Origin of the sequence: Methanolobus sp. WCC4, from assembly GCF_038022665.1 — an archaeon.
Lineage (GTDB): Archaea > Halobacteriota > Methanosarcinia > Methanosarcinales > Methanosarcinaceae > Methanolobus.
Map to the genome: position 1 here is coordinate 2,567,758 of NZ_CP150629.1, position 19,414 is coordinate 2,587,171.

The following is a 19,414-nucleotide window of genomic DNA, read 5'->3' on the forward strand; positions in this document are numbered from 1 at the left end:
TGGCTAAATACGCATATAATTAGTAAACCACAGATGAACACAGATAGAATTACTGTTATCTGTGTGACCTGCTGAAAGAAAGTTCAGCAGGCATCCAACTCCAAAGGAGATGGATGTATCTGTGTTTATCTGCGGTTCTATCAAAATTTGATTAACTGGAATATCCTACAAAGACTTTAGAACAAAGAGCTAAAAAGAGAAAGGGTCTATTTTTCAAAGTCACTGAAAGTGCTCTGTTCTTTCTCCATCAGCGAACCCATTGTCTGTGAATTAACCTTTCCGGGCTCCTCAGACTTAATATCAAAATGAAGACCTATCTCTTTGAAGAGCTTCCGGGCAGTCTTCGGACCGATAAGTTCTGAAACCCTCTCCAGACCTGAACTCTTGATAGCATCCACAGTCTTGATATCATTATCATAAAGCTTGCGGGCACGTACACGACCGATGCCCCTTATGCTGACAAGTTCGATAAGCTCTGGGGAGGCACCGTAGTGTATCCTTTTCTCTAGAAGGGCAGTGTGACTGGAAATATCAGCATTCTCGCTGCTCATTTCTGGAGCTATCAGGCCTGAGAGCCTCGACATTGAATGCATGAGCCATTCGGCAATGTCTGCAATGGCATGTACATCACCCTCGCCGACATTGAACTTCTTCGTTATGTAGTCAAGTGTCTTCTCACCTATCCAGTCCTGTATCAGAAGGGCGGTCTTCACCTCAGCAAGGAAAAATTCATAATCGATCTCCTTTGAGCGTGGAGGTATCTCCGCAAACTCGTCGCTATGGGCAAGGACAATGTCGTTGATCACCTCATAATCACCGGACCGCATGTAGAGCTGCCTCATATCCGGTGCCTTGCAGATAAGATGCAGAAGGGTGAGGTCTGTGATATTCTGAGGCTTAGCTTTTTTCAGGCCATCGACCATGTAAGCACCTGAAAGCGGGTCGATGTAAAGTGTGGATACCAGTCTCCCGAGAGCGGTTGGAAGCAGGCTCTCATCACCTTCAAGCATTCTGTTATACCTCAGGAAATCAAGACATTCATCCACCACATCCATGATGCCCCAGGTATCGTTCTGGTGGGCGAAGAACGTTGCCTCGATGAACTCCAGAAGTCCGTCCCTTGTGGTTGCAAAACCATTCACGACGGTGGAGAGGATGTGAGTCCTCAGGGCATTTTCGGAACCCAGTTTGGACCATATGTCCTCAGCATCGGAATCGATGTAATTGTCAAAGAGTCCTGTCATCTCATTATATGACTTCGCGATGAGCACGGATTCCCCATAGGGATCAAGATGCGGCCTTCCGGCCCTGCCTGCCATCTGCTTATAATCAAGGACAGGTATCGGTTGCATACCATAATTGGGGTCGTAACGCCTGTAACTCCTGATGATGACCCTCCTTGCCGGAAGGTTCAGGCCTGCTGCAAGGGTAGGAGTGCTGGAAATCACTTTTATCTTATTGCTTCTGAAACCATCCTCTACTATCTTCCGGTGTGCTGAGTTCAGGCCTGCGTGATGGAATGCCGTGCCGTCCCTTACACACTTAGCAAGCTCATTTGATGCCTCTGTCTCACCATTCTCGATTATCTGCTCCACAAGTTCATCAAGTGCATTGCGGGTCGGTTTGTCAAGTGTCTCTGAAACCATCCTGCCTGCTCTCTTTGCAAAGGAAACACTGTTCTTGCGGCTGCTCTCAAAGACAAGACACTGCCCACCGTCCTCAAGAGTGTCCAGCAGTACATTGACAGCCTCATCCTTTGTCCTGGCCTCAATAAGTTTCTGCGAACCATGGAAATTGATGTTGCCGTTCAGATAGACACCTTCATGCAGGCTCGTAGGACGCCATTCACTGAGCACGAGCTTTGCCTTCAGCCAGTCAGCGATCTCATATGCGTTACCAACGGTTGCCGATAGAGCGATTATCTGACAATCCGGGTTAAGCTTCATGAGCTTTGTGAGCGTGACCTCAAGTGTCGGGCCCCTGTTGGCAGAATCCAGCAGGTGCACCTCGTCCACAACTATAGTGGTTATCTCTTCCATCCACGTTGTCTCGTTACGCAAAAGGGAATCGGTCTTTTCGGATGTGGCGACTATTATGTCATTGGAACCGAGCCACTCATCCCTTGATTCGAAGTCACCTGTGGAGATGCCGACCCTGACCCCACCACTTTTTATGTTAATTGATGAAAATGTCCTGAACCTATCGAACTTCTCGCTTGCCAGTGCTCGCAGAGGTACGATGTAGAGAGCTTTGCCACCGTCTGCTATGGACTTTAGCATGGCAAGCTCTGCAAGAAGCGTCTTACCCGATGCTGTGGGAATTGCAGCGAGAAGGTTGTTGCCTTCGATCAGCCCTTTTTCGATGGCTTCGGCCTGTGGCGGGTAAAGTTCTTCTATGCCGGAGTCGGTGTAGAAACGGATGATATCTTCCGGCAGATCAAGGTCTTTTATTTGCAAGGAATCTTTGGAATGCAAAGATTTCTCTTTTTTGTTTAAAGTAGGACTTGTTCGTTTATCATCTTCAACTGTCCCATGGTTTTTTTGCTTTGATTCAGCAGGTAAAACTCTTTCTTTTATAGAAGATTCGTACAATAAATCTTGTTCAACTATTTGTGAGATTAAAGTATCAATACCCAACTTAATTTCATCATGAATAACTTCAAAAAAGACCTGTTCTTCTACGCACTCCTGAACAAGAGCATCATATATAATGTGGTGTTCCCTAAAATCAGTAAAAATACCATTAAAGAAGGAATCTGCAAAGTTTTCAATAGCTTTTTCCTCATTCCTTTTATCTGAGTTTATTTGTTCAATCCACTTAGTTAATCCAGTAGAATAGGAAGGTAATTTTTTCAGACCCTTGCCTTTTAGCACTTTACTTATGAAATCAAGCTTAGAAATAGCACACCCATAACCACTTTTAGGAGAAAAAGCTTCTTTATGAGACTTATTTGGGAAATAAAGAATAAGATCAAATCCCACATCCAGAAATAATGGTTTTGTTGTACAAAGAATCTGCTTACAAGGCCGTTTCCAATTATACGAAAAAAATGCTACATCTGATTTAATATCAAAGTCTAAATCAATATGGATTTTTCTTAAATGTTTTTTATGTTTAGTTTGTGGCTTTTTTTTGTTTTGATTTGTAGCATCATACAACCAAACCATATTGTCATAAAATTCTTCTCTATCACTAATAACATCTGGATTTATGGGAGAGTGTTGGAGTTCTATTACCAAATCATCTGCATTTTTGATATCTGCAATATGTTTTTTCCCATCTTTTTCAAGCAGACACTCACAAAATTCTTTATCAACTGATTTTTTCCAGCTTATATGCCAATCAGTCTCCTTACCATACCCATCGCAAGCTGTACCAGGGTAATGAGAAAAATAATCATTTGTTTTGACTTTTACTATATTGTAAACTAATGGTGTTTCACATTTTGGCCAATCACAAAAAGGGCAGTAAGCGTTTATCCCTTTTACCTTATTTTCAGCACTCGCTTTTATTTTTGTGCCACTAAGTGTTATCCCATAAAGCATTTAGTGTGTATTTGAATTAATATTATTTTACTCTTGAGTAGGTGCATTAACATTTTTCACTCATCGATATAGAGTGCATCCAAAGGACATGCCTGTACACACTTAAAACAACAGACACATGAATGGTCTGTCACAATATACCTCTTCGATACGTCTATCCACATAGGACAGACCCGGTCACAAATACCGCATGAATTACACAGGGATGCATCCCTTCTGATCTTCTTTCTGCTTACAAGGTTCAGCAGTCCCGCAGCCGCCCCTTCCTTGCAGAAATACTTGCATGCCGCCCTGTCCACGAAAAATGAAAGCAGTATCGAGACTATCATTATGGCCACCAGTCCTTCAAGTATGAGAATTCCTGTGGACTCAGGAAGAAGGTCAAGTTCTGAAAGGATCAAAGTCACCAGAACAAACAGCATCAGTGCGTATCTGGAATACATCAGCCAGGGATGGAATTTCCTGGGAACTGCAGCATTGTATCTTTTGCCAAGAACCCTTCTTCCCAGCCTTGCAAAGATATCCTGAAAAAGTCCCCTTGGACATATCCAGCCACAATAGACCGGTCCAAAGAGCAAAGCCAGAGGTACGCTTAGAAGTATAACGTATATTGTGGACTGGCTGCCAAAATAAACAAAGATTGCCAGTCCGGTCAATTGCATAATCAACCTGAAAGCTTCAACGGACTTTCGTCTGGCAGAATCTGATAGCAGATCATTGACGTTTTTCACAATATATCCTAAGGTATATCTGATTGAAATATCCTTTTGCTCTAAAGATTCATTGATACAATGCCCAGATCAGATCCTGTGAATAAAAGAAGAAAATGGACTCTGTAGCAAAAAAGTTGAAAGCAACCATCCGCCGCAGGCGGCACGTTCCTTCACCGCCATGAAGACTATTAGAAGAGTGCAGTTGTTTAAAATTGATTTGTTCAAAGTTAACATTCATAGGAAATAATACGCTGCAAGGGGAAAATAAACGCTCTGGAATGTCTAAAAGTTATCATTCCTCTGCATGAAGATAACATTTTTTGGTCAACTATCATGTATATGAAAATACTCGTTTGCGGGCAGAAACAAAATTAAATTCATAGAACATTTTTTACACTTTTTCGGATTGTGCCGGCTTCGCCGGACCCTTCGGGATGGGGCAAGTCATCCATCTTCTACAATTTATCAAAATTGTTGCTCTCTACAGAGTCTTTTCTGTAAAAGAAGTGATAATTGTAGTATCGGTTAAAATTGAATAAAAAAGTATGTGGCATGAGAAATGCCACTTATTTTAGAAAAATCAGTCGTTGCTCAGCTCACCGCTGAAGTACTTGTCATAGGAACCCATGTCGAAGTGACCGTGACCACTGAGGTTGAACAGGATGGTCTTCTCTTCGCCGGTCTTCTTGCATTTGAGTGCTTCATCGATGGCGCATTTGATCGCATGTGATGATTCTGGTGCAGGAGCAATACCCTCGCTGCGTGCGAATTGGACTGCTGCGTCGAATACCTCTACCTGGTGGTATGAGGTTGCTTCCATGATACCGTCAGCAACGATCTTGCTTATGATCGGTGATGCACCGTGGTACCTGAGACCTCCTGCGTGTATTGCAGGTGGGATGAACTCTGAACCAAGTGTGTACATCTTGAGCAATGGTGTCTGCTGTGCCATGTCACCGAAGTCGTACTTGAACTCACCTGATGTGAGTGTTGGACATGCGGATGGTTCTACTGCAATGAACCTTGTGTTTGTCTTGCCTGCGAGGTTGTCCCTGATGTATGGCAGACTGACACCTGCAAGGTTACTTCCACCGCCACAGCATCCGATAACTATGTCAGGGTAATCCTCTGTCTTGTCGAACTGTGCCTGGGTCTCAAGACCTACAACTGTCTGGTGCAGACTGGTGTGGTTAAGCACACTGCCAAGTGCATATTTGGTGTTGTCGTTAAGAGCAGCTTCCTCGATCGCTTCACTGATAGCTATACCAAGACTTCCTGTTGTGTCAGGATACATCTCAAGGATCTTCCTTCCGAACTGTGTCTCATTGCTTGGGGAAGGAACGACATTTGCTCCCCAGAGGTTGATAAGTGACTTACGGTATGGCTTCTGGTAGAAGCTTGAGCGTACCATATAGACCTTACACTCGATATCGAAATAGTTACAGCAGAGCGATAATGCACTGCCCCACTGGCCTGCGCCGGTCTCTGTGGTTATCCTCTCGGTACCTTCCTTCATGTTGTAGTATGCCTGTGCGATCGCGGTGTTAGGCTTGTGGCTTCCTGCAGGACTGACACTTTCATTCTTGTAGTAGATCTTTGCAGGTGTTCCCAGTGCCTTCTCGAGCCTGTGTGCCCTGTGAAGTGGTGATGGTCTCCAGAGCTTGTATATCTCCTGGATCTCATCAGGAATGTCAATGTATTTCTTGGAGCTGATCTCCTGTGCTATGAGCTCTTTCGCAAATATTGGCTCAAGGTCCGCAGGGTTCATTGGCTCATTGGTTGCCGGGTTCAGTGGTGGTTCCACCGGAAGGTCTGCAAGTATGTTATACCACTGTTTCGGCATCTCATTCTCATCAAGTAATATCTTTGTATGATCCATAGTTATACCTCTTTGGAAAAATTACGTCATAAATGTATACTTGAGTACATTTTTCTGTGTATTTAATGTTTTTGATGTAGCCAAAGTAACATATTTTCTGCTCAAAGGATGCAGATGATTATTTTCTACACAATAACTGTTGAGAACAGTTGTCAAAAAACAGGAATTACCCGGTTTCCTGGGCAAATTCCTATATATATTTTCTGAGTCTCCTTTTACTTGAGTTTAAGCAATCCTCAATAGTGCGATTTCCTCAAAACACAAACTACAAGCAGAACAAAAACCAGGGTTAAAGCACTAAATGCGGGAGTTGAAGGAGAATTGCCCTCACTTGATGATTCACCTGTGGGTTCCTCAGTAGTTACAGGACCATCGTAGTGCTCTTCGGAGATTGTGACGTAGGCGGCGGTGAACTCGCCATTAAATAATGATTCGGATTCCCCTTTCAAAACTGCTGAGTATATAAAGTTAATAGGCATTGACCCTCCAGCCCAGTTCTCTGTTGCCTTTAGTGTCCATTCATAACTGTGAGTTTCATTTTTTGAGAATATTCTAACAGCATTCTGACCTAATTTACTGGGACCTTCGACTACTACAAAATTTTCCACACCAACTCCATTTCCAAGATCTGAAAGTTCAACTACTGCCTGACATTCCTGATTCATTGTTACATCAAATCGAAGGGTAAAAGGTTCTCCTATTTTAACAAGAGGCTTTGGAGTTGAAGTTTCTTCGTATAGTTGGCCATTATAGTAAACATCAATTTCAAAATAAGGACTTCCACATGAAGCAGGGACTGAAAGCAATAATACACAAGTAATAACTGCAAAAAAAGTTTTGATTAACATTTTCTTTCCTCATAACATGATATAAACTATTAACTAAATTCCATTATATTCTGTAAATAAGTCATCGTATGCTTCAGACTTTTCATCCCTATCTCCAGTTTTATCTCCAACACCTTTTGGGCCAGTACCTACAATAGTGGCTGCATATCCATTGAAAGCAAAGTAAATTGGTTTGTTGTCCCCTAATATTATCGAATACCCATTTGAGTCCACTTTTGTAGGATGGTAAATTGTGTTTTCCTCCCTCACATACACCTGCGCATCATGCCCAAAATAAGGATTGAACATACATTCATTATCATTATCGATGACCTCGAAGCTCTTGTATTTCCCGATAACCTCGTACTCCCACACATTCACAGTACACACCCAATGAGGAGGAATCACCGGCAGACCACAGGGAATCATCTTCATAGACCTCTGCAACCTCTGGTCAATCTTATCCGCGAGTTTGCCTGTCAGTTTCTCACCGGACTCGTCCAGTTTGGCTTGTAGTTCACTGTTGATGTTGGCGAAGCACTCATCGATGGCCTCCTGACAGAGTTCGATACCTTTGCATACACCATCAGCAATACCGATACGCAGGTCGGCTTCAAGACGGTACAGAACTGCGTCCATCTCATCAGAGGCCAGCGTGGGATTTTCATCCATGATCCTTTTACTTAGCAGGATAAGGATCTCATCCTGTAAGGTGTTGTCAGCAGCCATACTTACGATCTCCTCGTCGGAGAGGGAATCCAGATATGCTTCCGTTATTAGAATGACATCAGAGCTGCTTATCCATGTACTTAGAACAGGGTCATTTGCTATCTCATCAGCAATTGTTGCTGGCACCTGTTCCCTGATACTGCTGCTGTAGGTGGTCATCATCCTGGTACGGTTCTCCTCGATGAGTTTCATATCGGTTGACATGCCGCTCATGGTCAGATTCACACTATCTTCCGCAATATCATCCAGCAGGGAATTCACCTCTGAGTTGGCATCGGCTATGCTCTGGCTCATAGACTGGGAGATTGCATCCTTCAGTGGTTCTGTAGCTTCAGAAAGCATCTCTGCAATATCGTCACCGATACCTGTGGAGAATACACAGACGTTACGGACGGCCAGCGGATATACTTCCCTGCCAGATGTATCAGTCCACTTATATTGACCCTGAAGGTCGAATTCCGGGTCATGATAGAGATAATCAGGGTACTGGTCCACAACCAGAGTGATGTTCTCGGTCCAGCTGTATTTGCTTCCTGGCAGGCCGATCACATCCATTGTCTCAATGATACCCATTTCCGCAGCCAGTGCGGTGGAAGCCTTATCCATGGCAGGATTGTTGAAGATGACATCGGTGGATACCTTATTGTTCACAAGGTCGAGGAGGGAATGACCCTGCTCATCCTCGAATGACTTCTCGATATAGTCCTCGAACGAATCCTCTATCTCCTTGTTCCTCTCCCGCAGTTCCTCGAGCAGACGGTCGTATGCCTCATTCTTTGCAATGGCACGGCAGGCATCACTACTTGTATTGAACTGACCGGCATTCATGTACTGGGACTGGTCGATGAACGAATCACGCTTTGAAGCATCAGCCATCTCGTCAGCAAGCTCCAGTGAAGCTTCCTGTATCAGCGTGGTGGGATCCTTCCCGAGGTTCTCACCAAGCAGGGATACTTCCCTTGTGGGGTTATCCTCATTGATGGCATCGAACATAGACTCCATTTCATGGGTCATGTTCTTGTGAAGCCATGAGGGAATGTCGCAATAGACCTTCTCATCGGGAAGATATGTCCCATCTGTGTAAGTTGAATATCCCTTTTCTATCTCATACAGGTCGATATACAGGTCACGATACTTATCTGCCGCATCACTGCACCCGGAATCATACTGAGGAACACCATTGATCATCATCGTTGTGTTCCTGTAATCACTGGAAGTTCCGGGACCATAGGTCGTATCGATACCAGAATATCCACCTGATGGAAGATACTGGTGATAGACGATACTTATGTACTCTGTCTCGGTCTCTGTGTGAGATATGAAGGATGTCTCTGAAAAAGAGACTTCAGTTGAAGTGGAATTAGAGTGACGCACATAGTTCAGGCCAACTGCTTCGTACCAATAATAAGGATAACTTATCTTCCACTTACTATCTACCTTAAACTGAACCGTGTACTTGATGTCCCAATCAAAACTGCGATTCTCATAGAGAAGATAATCATCCATACGAACTTCATCAAGCAAAGCATCGTTACCGATGTACGTATAATCAACATCTATTCCAGTACACTGGACATTACTTTCCAGAAGCGCAACATTGACAGATCTGAATTCCCATTTACGGTAAGATGAGGGGAATGGGGTCACGTAGACCTTATAGTTCACATCCAGCACATCATTCAATGTATGATCAGGGCCCAGAGCCGACGTATGTGAGATAGAGATCGGACAATGACTGCTCCATTTCACATATTTGGGCCTCCATGTAAGTTTACTGTATTCTTCATATGATACCGAATCATAGGTAGTGGAACCCACCCACAGACCGTATGGTACAGCTGTGTTGAACCCATCCCTGAATACCTGCCCCTGTATGGTACCACTGTATACCTCGTGTGTAACATCGTGCAACAGGTCAGGGTTGTCATTGCTCCATTGGTCGGCATCGTTGTAGACCCAGTTGCTGTACACCTCACTGGTGAAGTTGGAAACGGAAACTACTATCTTAGAATTGTTAGAGACGTCCTCCATGCTGACATTGGCATCCTTCATGGACTCGTTGATCCCCTGAGAGATGCTTATGTTGAACCTGCCTTCTTGCGAGAGGGAATCATATGTTGTACTGAGGTTCTTTGCCTTCTCATCCTCATAATCAGCCGTATCGTGCTTTACATCATCGTAGAGAACCTTGCCGTTGTAATATGTAGTGTAAGTAAGAGCCCAGGGGTCCACGGAATCGAAAACCCTCTTCTGGGTGTACAAAGTGCCGGCATTCACAGAGGCGGATAACGAAGGACCTGTTACGATGTTCAGTGGTCCGTTCATATAATGCTGCCACGGACCATAGATGAAGGTCCTGATATTGGTAGCACCCAGAACTATATCGGATGTCACTCCTCCGTTCAGTTCATCCTCATATTCATTTACCAGTTCTTCAAGTAATGGTTCCCTTGAAGTTATCAATGCCGTGACGTTCATCGATCCATTCCGGGAAGAATTAGCAGTCAGGTCGACCATGGTGTAGTTCAGGTCCTCAACGGTCATAGTATAATAGATAGGGTAACCGGGGTCTTCTGACGGGGACCTGCTTATCTCCCTTTTCAGTGTGCCATTTATCCTGTCTATCCTGATCTGCAAAGGATCAACATCCGGCTCTATGTTGATGGCATAGTTGTTGAAAGTGTGCTGGTTCTCCTGATATGATGTCCCCAGATACTCATTGAAATACTCTGCTGTTATGTCCTTCAGGGGACTGCTGCCCACATGGAACCAGTTCACTGCTTTGGTCTCGCCATCATACTCAAGGAAGAGATAGGCATAGCCATATTCGGCATTCTCAGGAATGACCAGTTCCTCTTCGAACTCAGAACTTGTCCAGAAGGAATGCGTCTCATCGTAATCGATCGTCTGGTAGACAGCACCGGAATCACTTTTCAGTATCAACGTTCTGGGTTTGTCCGAAAAGAGACAGGATATTGCCTGGAAGACATCGGATGGTAGTGTAACGGATACTGTTACAGTATCCCCTGGTTCTGCATCCCTTGTGTTGGAAGACACAGAGAAGCCATCAGAATCCACAGGTTCGTATGCAACATCCTCCGGCTTTATCACCGGATGCTCACCCTGCCATGCAAGAGCTTCCATTCCTGCATAGTTAAGGCAGCGTGCAAGGTCCGCTGAAGCAAATTCGATCGCGTTCTCTTCCATATTCGTAGTATCCGTCGTATAGATGACCTCTGCCAGTTCATAGTCCGTCTTGGCGATGTAGACCGATGAGATCACAGCAAAGAGAAGGACGAACACACCGATAACAGCGAATGGGATATATGCCCGGGTGTCCTGACAAAAGCTCCGTTTTTTATTCAAAGTACCTATTATCATGAACGAACCTGTTTTTGAGCTGTGTTACGATACGAACTGAGCAAAGCAGGATAAGAGAATATTTAAACTTTGTTATTTTGTTCTATTTTGATGTAAAATTTATAATCTATTTTTGATATTCATTGATGAATGGTCCAAAATTGAGCAAATATTAGCGCAGGAAGAAATTTAATAACAACTAATCGAAACTGTAAAATATACTACCCTAATACTACCAGACATAACTTATCAGTGATCAATTCATAATTCATAGATCCATGATCCGCAACTCACAATTATCAGGTTGACACAAAATGAAGATAACTAAACCACGAGGCACACGTGACTTCCTCCCGGAGGACACCAGGAAAAGGAGATACGTAGAGGGCATATTACGCCAGGTTGTAAAGAACTGGGGGTTCAATGAGATCATCACACCCACATTCGAGAACCTTGAGCTCTTCACACTCAAATCCGGTGAAGGGATAATAGGGGAACTCTACAACTTCAAGGACAAAGGCGACAGGGAGATGACCCTGCGTCCTGAACTGACGGCTCCTGTCATGAGGATGTATGTCAATGAAATGCAAGCATACCAGCGTCCGTTGAAACTATTCTATTTCGAGAATTGCTTCAGGTATGAGAGACCACAGAAAGGACGCTTCAGGGAATTCTGGCAGTTCGGTGTGGAACTCATAGGAAGCAAGCAGATGGATGCAGATTCCGAGGTCATTGCACTTGCAACGGAGATGCTTAAGAGCGTGGGCATCAAGGGTGAACTTCACGTGAACAATCTTGGTGTCATCAGGCACCTGCTCAGCGTACTTGATACCGAACACCAGAGCAAGATAATGAGACTCGTGGACAAGAAGGACGATACAGGACTCGATGACTTCCTTGAGGAGATCGATGCACCTGCCAGCCTTCGTATGAAACTCATCGAACTTATCAGCCTCACCGGAAAGGATGCCATTACAAAGGCAAGGGAACTTATGGGCGATATCCCTGAGATAGAGGATTTCCAGGAACTCCTTACCCTGCTGGACGCCTATGGCGTTGAATACATCATCAACTTCGGGATTGCCAGAGGACTTGATTACTACACCGGAACGGTATTCGAGATATATGCAGAAGGACTCGGTGCACAGAACCAGGTATGCGGTGGCGGTTCATACCAGCTCATCAAGCTCTTCGGCGGTGGCGATGTTCCATCCACAGGATTCGGCCTTGGATTTGACAGGATAATGGAGGTCTGCGAGCTTGAAGCACCAGATGATGTACCGGTTGTCATCATTGCCAAGGACAGCACCCGTCTTGAAGCTGTGAAGACCGCAACGGCACTAAGACCGCATATGCCTGTCTACAATGACCTGATGAAGAGGAACTTCAAGGCACAGCTCTCCTATGCCAACAACATCGGTGCAAAGCATGTGATCATCATAGGCGAGAAAGAGGTCGAGGACGGAAAGGTCACGTTGAAGGACATGAGCAGCGGTGAACAGGAACTTCTGACCGTTGATGAGGTCATTCAAAAACTCACGGACAGATGACAGGTAGTTTCCTGAAAGAACTGATAGATAATGAGAGGGCAGCGGATGCCCTCCCCATGAGAATGGTGGCAGCGGTAGTTGTCATAGGGGCATTGATGCTTCTGCTTTCCACCGGCATCCACTCGCTCCTTGAAAAAGAGGAGAACTACGCTGCCCGGGCAGTCATATCTGAGATCGAGGCACATGCAGAACAGATGTCCTCAAAGGGAGCGGGCAGTAACATCACGCTTGACATAGATGTTCCTTCCAATACTGAACTTATTCTTGGAGCCATTCCTGACAGAGAAACGGAATGGCCTTCAGATGCACGTAACTATTATTTTGAGATCAACGGAAAGCAGACGATAGGAGAGTCTGCTGCATACTATTCTAACTCCACACTTGACGGTTGTTTTATTCTCAGCTCCGGACCACATGTAATTACAATGGAAAGTGTTCGTGATCAAAATGGAAAAATTTTTATTGCACTTAGTGATAAGTCGCAATAATTATGGGAAAAACGAAAAAACAAAGAGAAGTTAGAAGAAGTGCCTGCATCGATCACCCATACCGGCGACCTAATGGTCATCGCTATCTGATCGATGATGACAATGCATGGGCAGACCTGATCCTTTCAAAAACGGCACTCATCCTTGCAACAGTGATCATCCTTACTGCTGTGTATGCACTGGCCACCAGTTCATCTGAGATCATCGAAAAGGATGAACTGGAAGTATTGACCATGGACATTGCATCCAGCATAGATTCTGTGGGGAGTGTCCGTTCCGGGACCGGGAATGTGACACGAACATACACTTTCGATACCCATAATGAACTGATAATTGATTACAAAAGGCTGAATATCTCGGTTTCCGGGGAATATGTGACCGCCGGTTTTGATGACAACGGTAATACAGTCCGTGCCGCCAGAGCACTTAGCTACAGGACGTTACCATTCAGCAACGTAGAACTGAGGGGGCTTCTGAAAGATAGGTTCGCTGCAGAAGGAACAGAAAATCAGCCCATCAATTCAGCATATCCATTTACCGATGTGACAGAGTTCCTTTCCATTGAAGCTGCAGATGCAATTCATCTGAACACGAGCATGGATGTGCTCATCGAAAAGGTATCGGTATTCGTAACGGGCGGAAGTGAGGTGAAAGAACTTGAGTATATCCTTGTTCATCAATGATGAGAGGGCTTTCCTTGAGCCTAACAATGACATACTCGCCACTGCAATGGTAGTCATTGGTTTTGTCGTATTTGCGGCCATTCTTTCAAAGACGTTCATCACTTTCGATGACAATTCCCATGCCCTTGAGAGCTACGAGCAGGCTGCCATGATAGCAAAGGACATCGCAGCCTACCCGCCACTTCAGGGGAGCAGACCCGAACTTATCTCCGCCGAAGCACTGGACAGGATAACCGCACCCTCCGCAGATAAAGACAGATACATGTTCTTTCAGAGATTCTCCGCTAACCTTGACCTTTATGTAGAAGCTGCCACCGATGACGGGAACTTTCGCTGGACGATAGATGACGATAACAATGCTAATAATGGCAGGGACGTTATCGCGGCATCAGTACCGGTTGTGATAGAACTTGGAAGCAGTGCCAGATGTGTTCCGGGAACGATAACCGTGAAGATAACCCAGAACGTGTGGAATTGAGGTGACGGGATGAGGAAGAATTTGACATTGCATAAGAACAAACACTACAAAAGCACCGGAACTGATATCCTGACAGATGAAAGGGGGTTCTCATCCAGTATCGATGCGATCCTTTTCCTGATACTTGTCTCCATTTCAGCGGTCATTCTCATGCCATCTCTCGTGGCTGATGAACAATACCGTTCAGCTTCCTACACCTCGGCACAGGACATGGACACATACCTGCTTAACACCATCATGAGCAGTACAGTGGATGATTTTGGATACACCCTCAAACCCACCGAACTGGCAGGTATCGATGTCAACCTCTCAGAGCACTCGATCCTTGAAGATGCCGAGAAGACGATATTTGAAAAGGAACAACAGCATCGTACCTTCTCAGACCTTGTGGCAGAGGGACTTGTCCTCAGCCTGTATAAGGAAGAGAACGGCACCCGGAAGGCACTCAACCCTATGACGAAGATGCAAGGCATCGAGACAGAGAAAAGCATTGAAGCTCACCTCGAAAGGACCATAGGACAGAGATACGACTACAGGTTCGAAGCCCACTGGCAGCCGGTCACAGGGTACATAGTGCAGAGTGAGATTATAGCCGGAGAGGAAGCACCGGTGAACGCTGTCAAACAGAAAGCGAGGATCACATTACCCGTCACCTATTCCATTCCAATGGATGATATATATGGACCCTTCAACGAGAGCACCATCTATAGTGCCATCAATTCCCCTGACCCTGATAAGGAACTACATGACATGTTCAACAAGAGCATTCTGATCGCGTCAGAGGGAAGTGCTCTGATCATCACAGACATAGTATTCCCTTACGAGTATCTCTCCTCACTTAACGGGACTGAATTTTCGGTAGACAGTGAACAACTGGCATGCCTCACCGGACCAGCGACACAGAACTACAGCAACCCTGTGATACAGAGCGTCCTTGGATGCATGAACTATACCGTGAACGACCTGTACGGACTCAGCATAACGATCGACCCCGAGGAGCAGAGCATCAACCTGGACCTTGTGGACACCGTCAACACCCTGATAATAGATGAGAACACCAGACTCATCTCCGGTCATATCAAAGACCGGCACTCCGATGATATCGACCGGACAATCGCAATCATTTGCAACGCCACGGACAACAGTACCAGATATGAGCTTGCGAGTTCTGAGCTGGACGAGATATACAGGACCGCCAATACCGGTGGTGCCGACATTGTGCTTATGATATGGTGATAAGAACCATGTCATTAGGGAAGGTATTCGATCAATCATAACATATATAAGAGATGATCGACTTCATAGGTAGCACTTCGCCAATCATATTTACATTCTATCAGGACGTCTCCCAAGTTCAACGGCCTGATAAGGGACTTATCTAACCACAATATAGAATCGAACTTTAAGCATATCTGAAATTTAAACTTCAAACTCGAATTATAATTATCAGGAGGAATCTTATGGCAAAAATGCATACCCGTAGGAAAGGAAAAGCAGGTCCTACAAAACCAGTTCGCACAGAGGCACCAGCATGGTCCACAATGACCAGCGACGAGATCACAGAAGTAGTGAAGGACCTCTGGAAACAGGGAGTCAGCACAAGTGAGATCGGTATGGTACTCAGGGACAAATACGGAGTACCTGATGTCAAGATCGCAACAGGCAAGAAGGTCACAAAGATCCTTAAGGACAACGGCGAGAGCTTCGCAGTACCTGAGGACCTCTACAACCTTATCGTAAAGGCAATCGGAATGAGGAAACACATGAACTACAACCACAAGGATGTACACAACAAGCGTTCCCTCCAGAACACCGAGTCCAAGATCAGAAGATTGGTAAAATACTACCAGTCCACAAAGGTCCTTCCAGCTGACTGGAAATACAAGCCAGAGACAGCTGAGATGTTGATCACAAGATAAACAGCCTTTACAGATGTTTGGCCGTTTCGGTCAAACCCAATCTTTTTTTAGATATTATTGATGCTTACTTCTTAATTATCCATTCACCCAGTGGGAACTATATATACATCACATTCTCACCTTATATCAAATACTTATGAAGGTAACTTATAAATTGTTTTAAAGAGCATTATATCCCATGAAAGCTGTCGTTCTCGCAGCCGGTGAAGGTAAAAGGTGCCGGCCTCTCACGCTCACAAGATCGAAGGTAATGCTACCCGTAGCTAACAAACCAATACTTGAGCATGTGATCAATGCTCTGGTAAAGAATGATATCAAGGATATCATACTGGTAGTGGGATACAAAAAAGAACGTATCATGGACCACTTCGAAGATGGAGTGGCTTTTGGTGCCAACATCAAATATATCGAGCAGAAAGCACAGATCGGGACCGCACACGCCATACTGCAGGCACGACAGTTCATTGGAGATAATGAGGACAGTTTTATCGTCGTAAACGGGGACAACATCCTGGGTGCTGACGCAATATCCGACCTGATCGAAGGTGCACAAGGCGACGCCACCATCCTTACCTGCAAAAAGGACGATGTGACCAATTACGGAGTTATAGTTGCAAAGGGCAGAAGTGTACAGGAAATAATCGAAAAACCGGAGACACTTGTCAGTCACCTCATCAACACAGGAACCTATCTTTTCAGACAGGGAATATTCGAACTCATAGAGCAGACACCCATATCCACAAGCGGAGAATACGCGATCACAGATACACTCCAGCTGATGATCAATAACGGAATGGATGTGACCATGGCGATCACCAGCATGGAATGGCTTGATGCAGCCTATTCATGGAACCTGCTGGAAGCAAACACGATCGTACTAGGGGACCTTGAAAGTGACCTTGAGAAAGGCAGGATAGAAGAAGGAGTGAATATAAAAGGAAACGTTTCCATTGGCAGTAACACCATCATCAGGGCAGGTTCCTATATCGTTGGTCCGGTAGCGATTGGTGATAATTGTGACATCGGACCGAATGTAGTTATACTGCCATCAACAAGTATAGGGAACAATGTGTCGATAGCCTCATTCTCATACATCAAGAACAGTATCATCATGAACGATTCCCGCATCAGCACACATAGCAACATATCCAGCTCGGTGCTGGGAAGTAATGTCTCGACAGATGCTAATTTCATTACCGAGGAAGGTGAAGACCTGCTTATTCAGATAGAAGGAGATCTTCATGGTGCACGAAAGCTCGGTACTGTCATAGGAGATGATTCGGAGATCGGTGGTAATGTCCTTGTCCGTGCAGGTAACATGATATTCACGAACAGCAAGATCAGTTCAGGAAAGACCATCTCGGAAGATGTACCGGCAGATTCGATAGTGATCTGAAAGGGGGGTTTGCAATGTGTGGAATAGTTGCATATATAGGGGATGGAGAGGCCGTACCTGTCCTGATAGATTCGCTCAAGATGCTGGAATACAGGGGATACGACTCTGCAGGAGTTACGGTATTCAATGGAAAACTGGAGACCTACAAGGTTGCAGGAAGGATAAAGGAGCTTGAGAAAGTAGTTCCTGAGGATTTGAAGGGAAGTGTTGGAATAGGTCACACCAGATGGGCGACCCATGGTAAACCGGAAACAAGGAACGCTCATCCTCATACATCATCAAATATATCAGTGGTCCATAACGGTATTATCGAGAATTATCTTGAACTCAAAGAAAGACTGATCGGTCTTGGATATGAGTTCCTGTCCGATACAGATACTGAGGTCATCGCACATCTTCTCCATTTCAATATGAACAATAATGGGAAAAAGTGTATGCTTGACGGACTTGCAGAGACAGTGAAAGAGCTTGAAGGTTCATATGCGATCGCTGCCCTGTGTGATGAAGAATCCAATATCATAGCCTTTGCCCGAAAGGACAGTCCCCTGGTGATCGGCATTGGTGAAGGAACCAACTATGCTGCTTCTGATGTAACCGCTTTTCTAAAGCACACAAAAAAAGTCATGTTCATAAGTGACAATGAGATAGGACTGCTAAGACCGAATTCTATAGATATATTCGACCTTGAAGGGAACGTCGTCACAAAGGATACGGAAACTATTGAATGGAATCTTGAGGCTGCTGAAAAGGCTGGTTATGAGCACTTCATGCTCAAGGAGATACACGAACAGCCGACTTCCATACAGAACACCTTTGCAGGTAAGTTATCCGAACTGGAAGGCAATGTTACACTTGAAGAGCTCTACCTCACAAAGGAAGAGATCAAAAGGCTCAGAAGAGCTACCATCATAGCCTGTGGGACATCATGGAACGCAGGCATACTTGGCAAGTACCTGTTTGAAGGACTTGCAGGCCTTCACACTGATATTGAAACTGCATCAGAGTTCAGATATGGCAACCCAGTCCTCTGCGGAGAGGAATTGACAATAGCTATCACGCAGTCAGGAGAGACCGCTGACACCCTTGCTGCTGTCAGGAGTTCAAGTTCATACGGATGTCGTAGCGTGGCTATCACTAACGTTGTAGGAAGCACCATCACAAGAGAATCCGACAGCGTGCTCTATACAAGAGCAGGACCTGAGATAGGAGTTGCTGCAACGAAGACCTTTACAGCACAACTAATGGTACTTTATATGCTTGCCATCAACCTCGGGAGAGCACGTGGGGTTATCAGTGCCAACGAGGCAAAGGACCTCATAGTAGCGATCAAGCGTCTCCCCGGACAGATACAGAAAGTACTCGGCAGGAAGGATGAGATCAATGAATGTGCGGTCCAGTTCGCAGATAAGAGAGACTATTTCTTCATAGGAAGATACCTCAACTTCCCTGTGGCACTTGAAGGTGCGCTCAAACTGAAGGAGATATCATACATCCATGCCGAAGGATACGCAGCAGGCGAACTGAAACACGGTCCCCTGGCACTTATCACAGATGAGACACCGGTGGTTGCGATAGCAACGAAGGGACATACATATGAGAAGATACTGAGCAACATCAAGGAAGTGAAGGCTCGTAACGCCACAGTGATCGCAGTTGCCGATGATGACGACACTGAGATCGAGAAGTATGTGGATGTGGTCCTTCGTGTACCATCAACCCATGAACTACTGGCACCAGTACTATCTTCGGTTGCATTGCAGTTGCTTTCATATTATACTGCACTTGCAAAGGGTTGTTCCATCGATAAACCGAGGAATCTTGCAAAGAGTGTGACCGTTGAATGATCA

Annotated in this window: 13 protein-coding genes; 8 read left to right on the plus strand and 5 right to left on the minus strand. The window is 45.1% G+C overall.

The window, feature by feature from the left end; genetic code table 11:
• Window positions 1-206: 206 nt before the first annotated feature.
• From V7O63_RS12140 to V7O63_RS12160, 5 genes are all read right to left on the minus strand, one after another.
• Window positions 207-2,456 (minus strand): ATP-dependent DNA helicase, encoded by a 2,250-nt coding sequence (locus V7O63_RS12140; RefSeq protein ID WP_340818814.1) that lies wholly within the window; start codon window positions 2,454-2,456, stop codon window positions 207-209.
• A gap of 1,145 nt (window positions 2,457-3,601) precedes the next feature.
• Window positions 3,602-4,276, minus strand: coding sequence for a 4Fe-4S binding protein (locus V7O63_RS12145; RefSeq protein WP_340818815.1), 675 nt, complete (start codon window positions 4,274-4,276; stop codon window positions 3,602-3,604).
• Between the two features lie 562 nt (window positions 4,277-4,838).
• Window positions 4,839-6,137 carry a TrpB-like pyridoxal phosphate-dependent enzyme gene (locus tag V7O63_RS12150; RefSeq protein ID WP_340818816.1) on the minus strand — a complete coding sequence of 433 codons (1,299 nt, stop codon included), beginning with the start codon at window positions 6,135-6,137 and terminating at the stop codon, window positions 4,839-4,841.
• A gap of 236 nt (window positions 6,138-6,373) precedes the next feature.
• On the minus strand, window positions 6,374-6,985 hold the full coding sequence (locus V7O63_RS12155; RefSeq protein WP_340818817.1) for a sarcinarray family MAST domain-containing protein: 612 nt from the start codon (window positions 6,983-6,985) through the stop codon (window positions 6,374-6,376).
• Window positions 6,986-7,018: 33 nt separating this feature from the next.
• Entirely contained in the window at window positions 7,019-11,074 is a 4,056-nt protein-coding gene (locus V7O63_RS12160) for a hypothetical protein (protein ID WP_340818818.1), read from the minus strand.
• Window positions 11,075-11,367: 293 nt separating this feature from the next.
• Between V7O63_RS12160 and hisS the strand changes: the two genes are divergently transcribed.
• The 8 genes from hisS (at window position 11,368) to glmS (ending at window position 19,411) form a co-directional block, all read left to right on the plus strand.
• Window positions 11,368-12,603, plus strand: coding sequence for a histidine--tRNA ligase (gene hisS, locus V7O63_RS12165; RefSeq protein ID WP_340818819.1), 1,236 nt, complete (start codon window positions 11,368-11,370; stop codon window positions 12,601-12,603).
• Window positions 12,600-13,091, plus strand: a complete 492-nt coding sequence (locus V7O63_RS12170; RefSeq protein ID WP_340818820.1) for a hypothetical protein — start codon at window positions 12,600-12,602, stop codon at window positions 13,089-13,091. The genes hisS and V7O63_RS12170 overlap by 4 nt, the downstream gene beginning before the upstream one ends.
• A gap of 2 nt (window positions 13,092-13,093) precedes the next feature.
• On the plus strand, window positions 13,094-13,774 hold the full coding sequence (locus V7O63_RS12175; RefSeq protein ID WP_340818821.1) for a hypothetical protein: 681 nt from the start codon (window positions 13,094-13,096) through the stop codon (window positions 13,772-13,774).
• Window positions 13,749-14,252, plus strand: coding sequence for a hypothetical protein (locus V7O63_RS12180; RefSeq protein ID WP_340818822.1), 504 nt, complete (start codon window positions 13,749-13,751; stop codon window positions 14,250-14,252). Before V7O63_RS12175 ends, V7O63_RS12180 begins: the two co-directional genes overlap by 26 nt.
• A gap of 9 nt (window positions 14,253-14,261) precedes the next feature.
• Entirely contained in the window at window positions 14,262-15,488 is a 1,227-nt protein-coding gene (locus V7O63_RS12185) for a hypothetical protein (RefSeq protein ID WP_340818823.1), read from the plus strand.
• Between the two features lie 224 nt (window positions 15,489-15,712).
• Window positions 15,713-16,171 carry a 30S ribosomal protein S15 gene (locus V7O63_RS12190; RefSeq protein WP_340818824.1) on the plus strand — a complete coding sequence of 153 codons (459 nt, stop codon included), beginning with the start codon at window positions 15,713-15,715 and terminating at the stop codon, window positions 16,169-16,171.
• Window positions 16,172-16,349: 178 nt separating this feature from the next.
• A complete protein-coding gene (glmU, locus tag V7O63_RS12195) occupies window positions 16,350-17,567 on the plus strand; it encodes a bifunctional sugar-1-phosphate nucleotidylyltransferase/acetyltransferase (protein WP_340818825.1) in 1,218 nt (405 codons plus the stop codon).
• Window positions 17,568-17,581: 14 nt separating this feature from the next.
• Window positions 17,582-19,411: a glutamine--fructose-6-phosphate transaminase (isomerizing) gene (gene glmS, locus V7O63_RS12200; RefSeq protein WP_340818826.1), complete on the plus strand. Its 1,830-nt coding sequence runs from the start codon at window positions 17,582-17,584 to the stop codon at window positions 19,409-19,411.
• The last annotated feature ends 3 nt before the right edge of the window (window positions 19,412-19,414 follow it).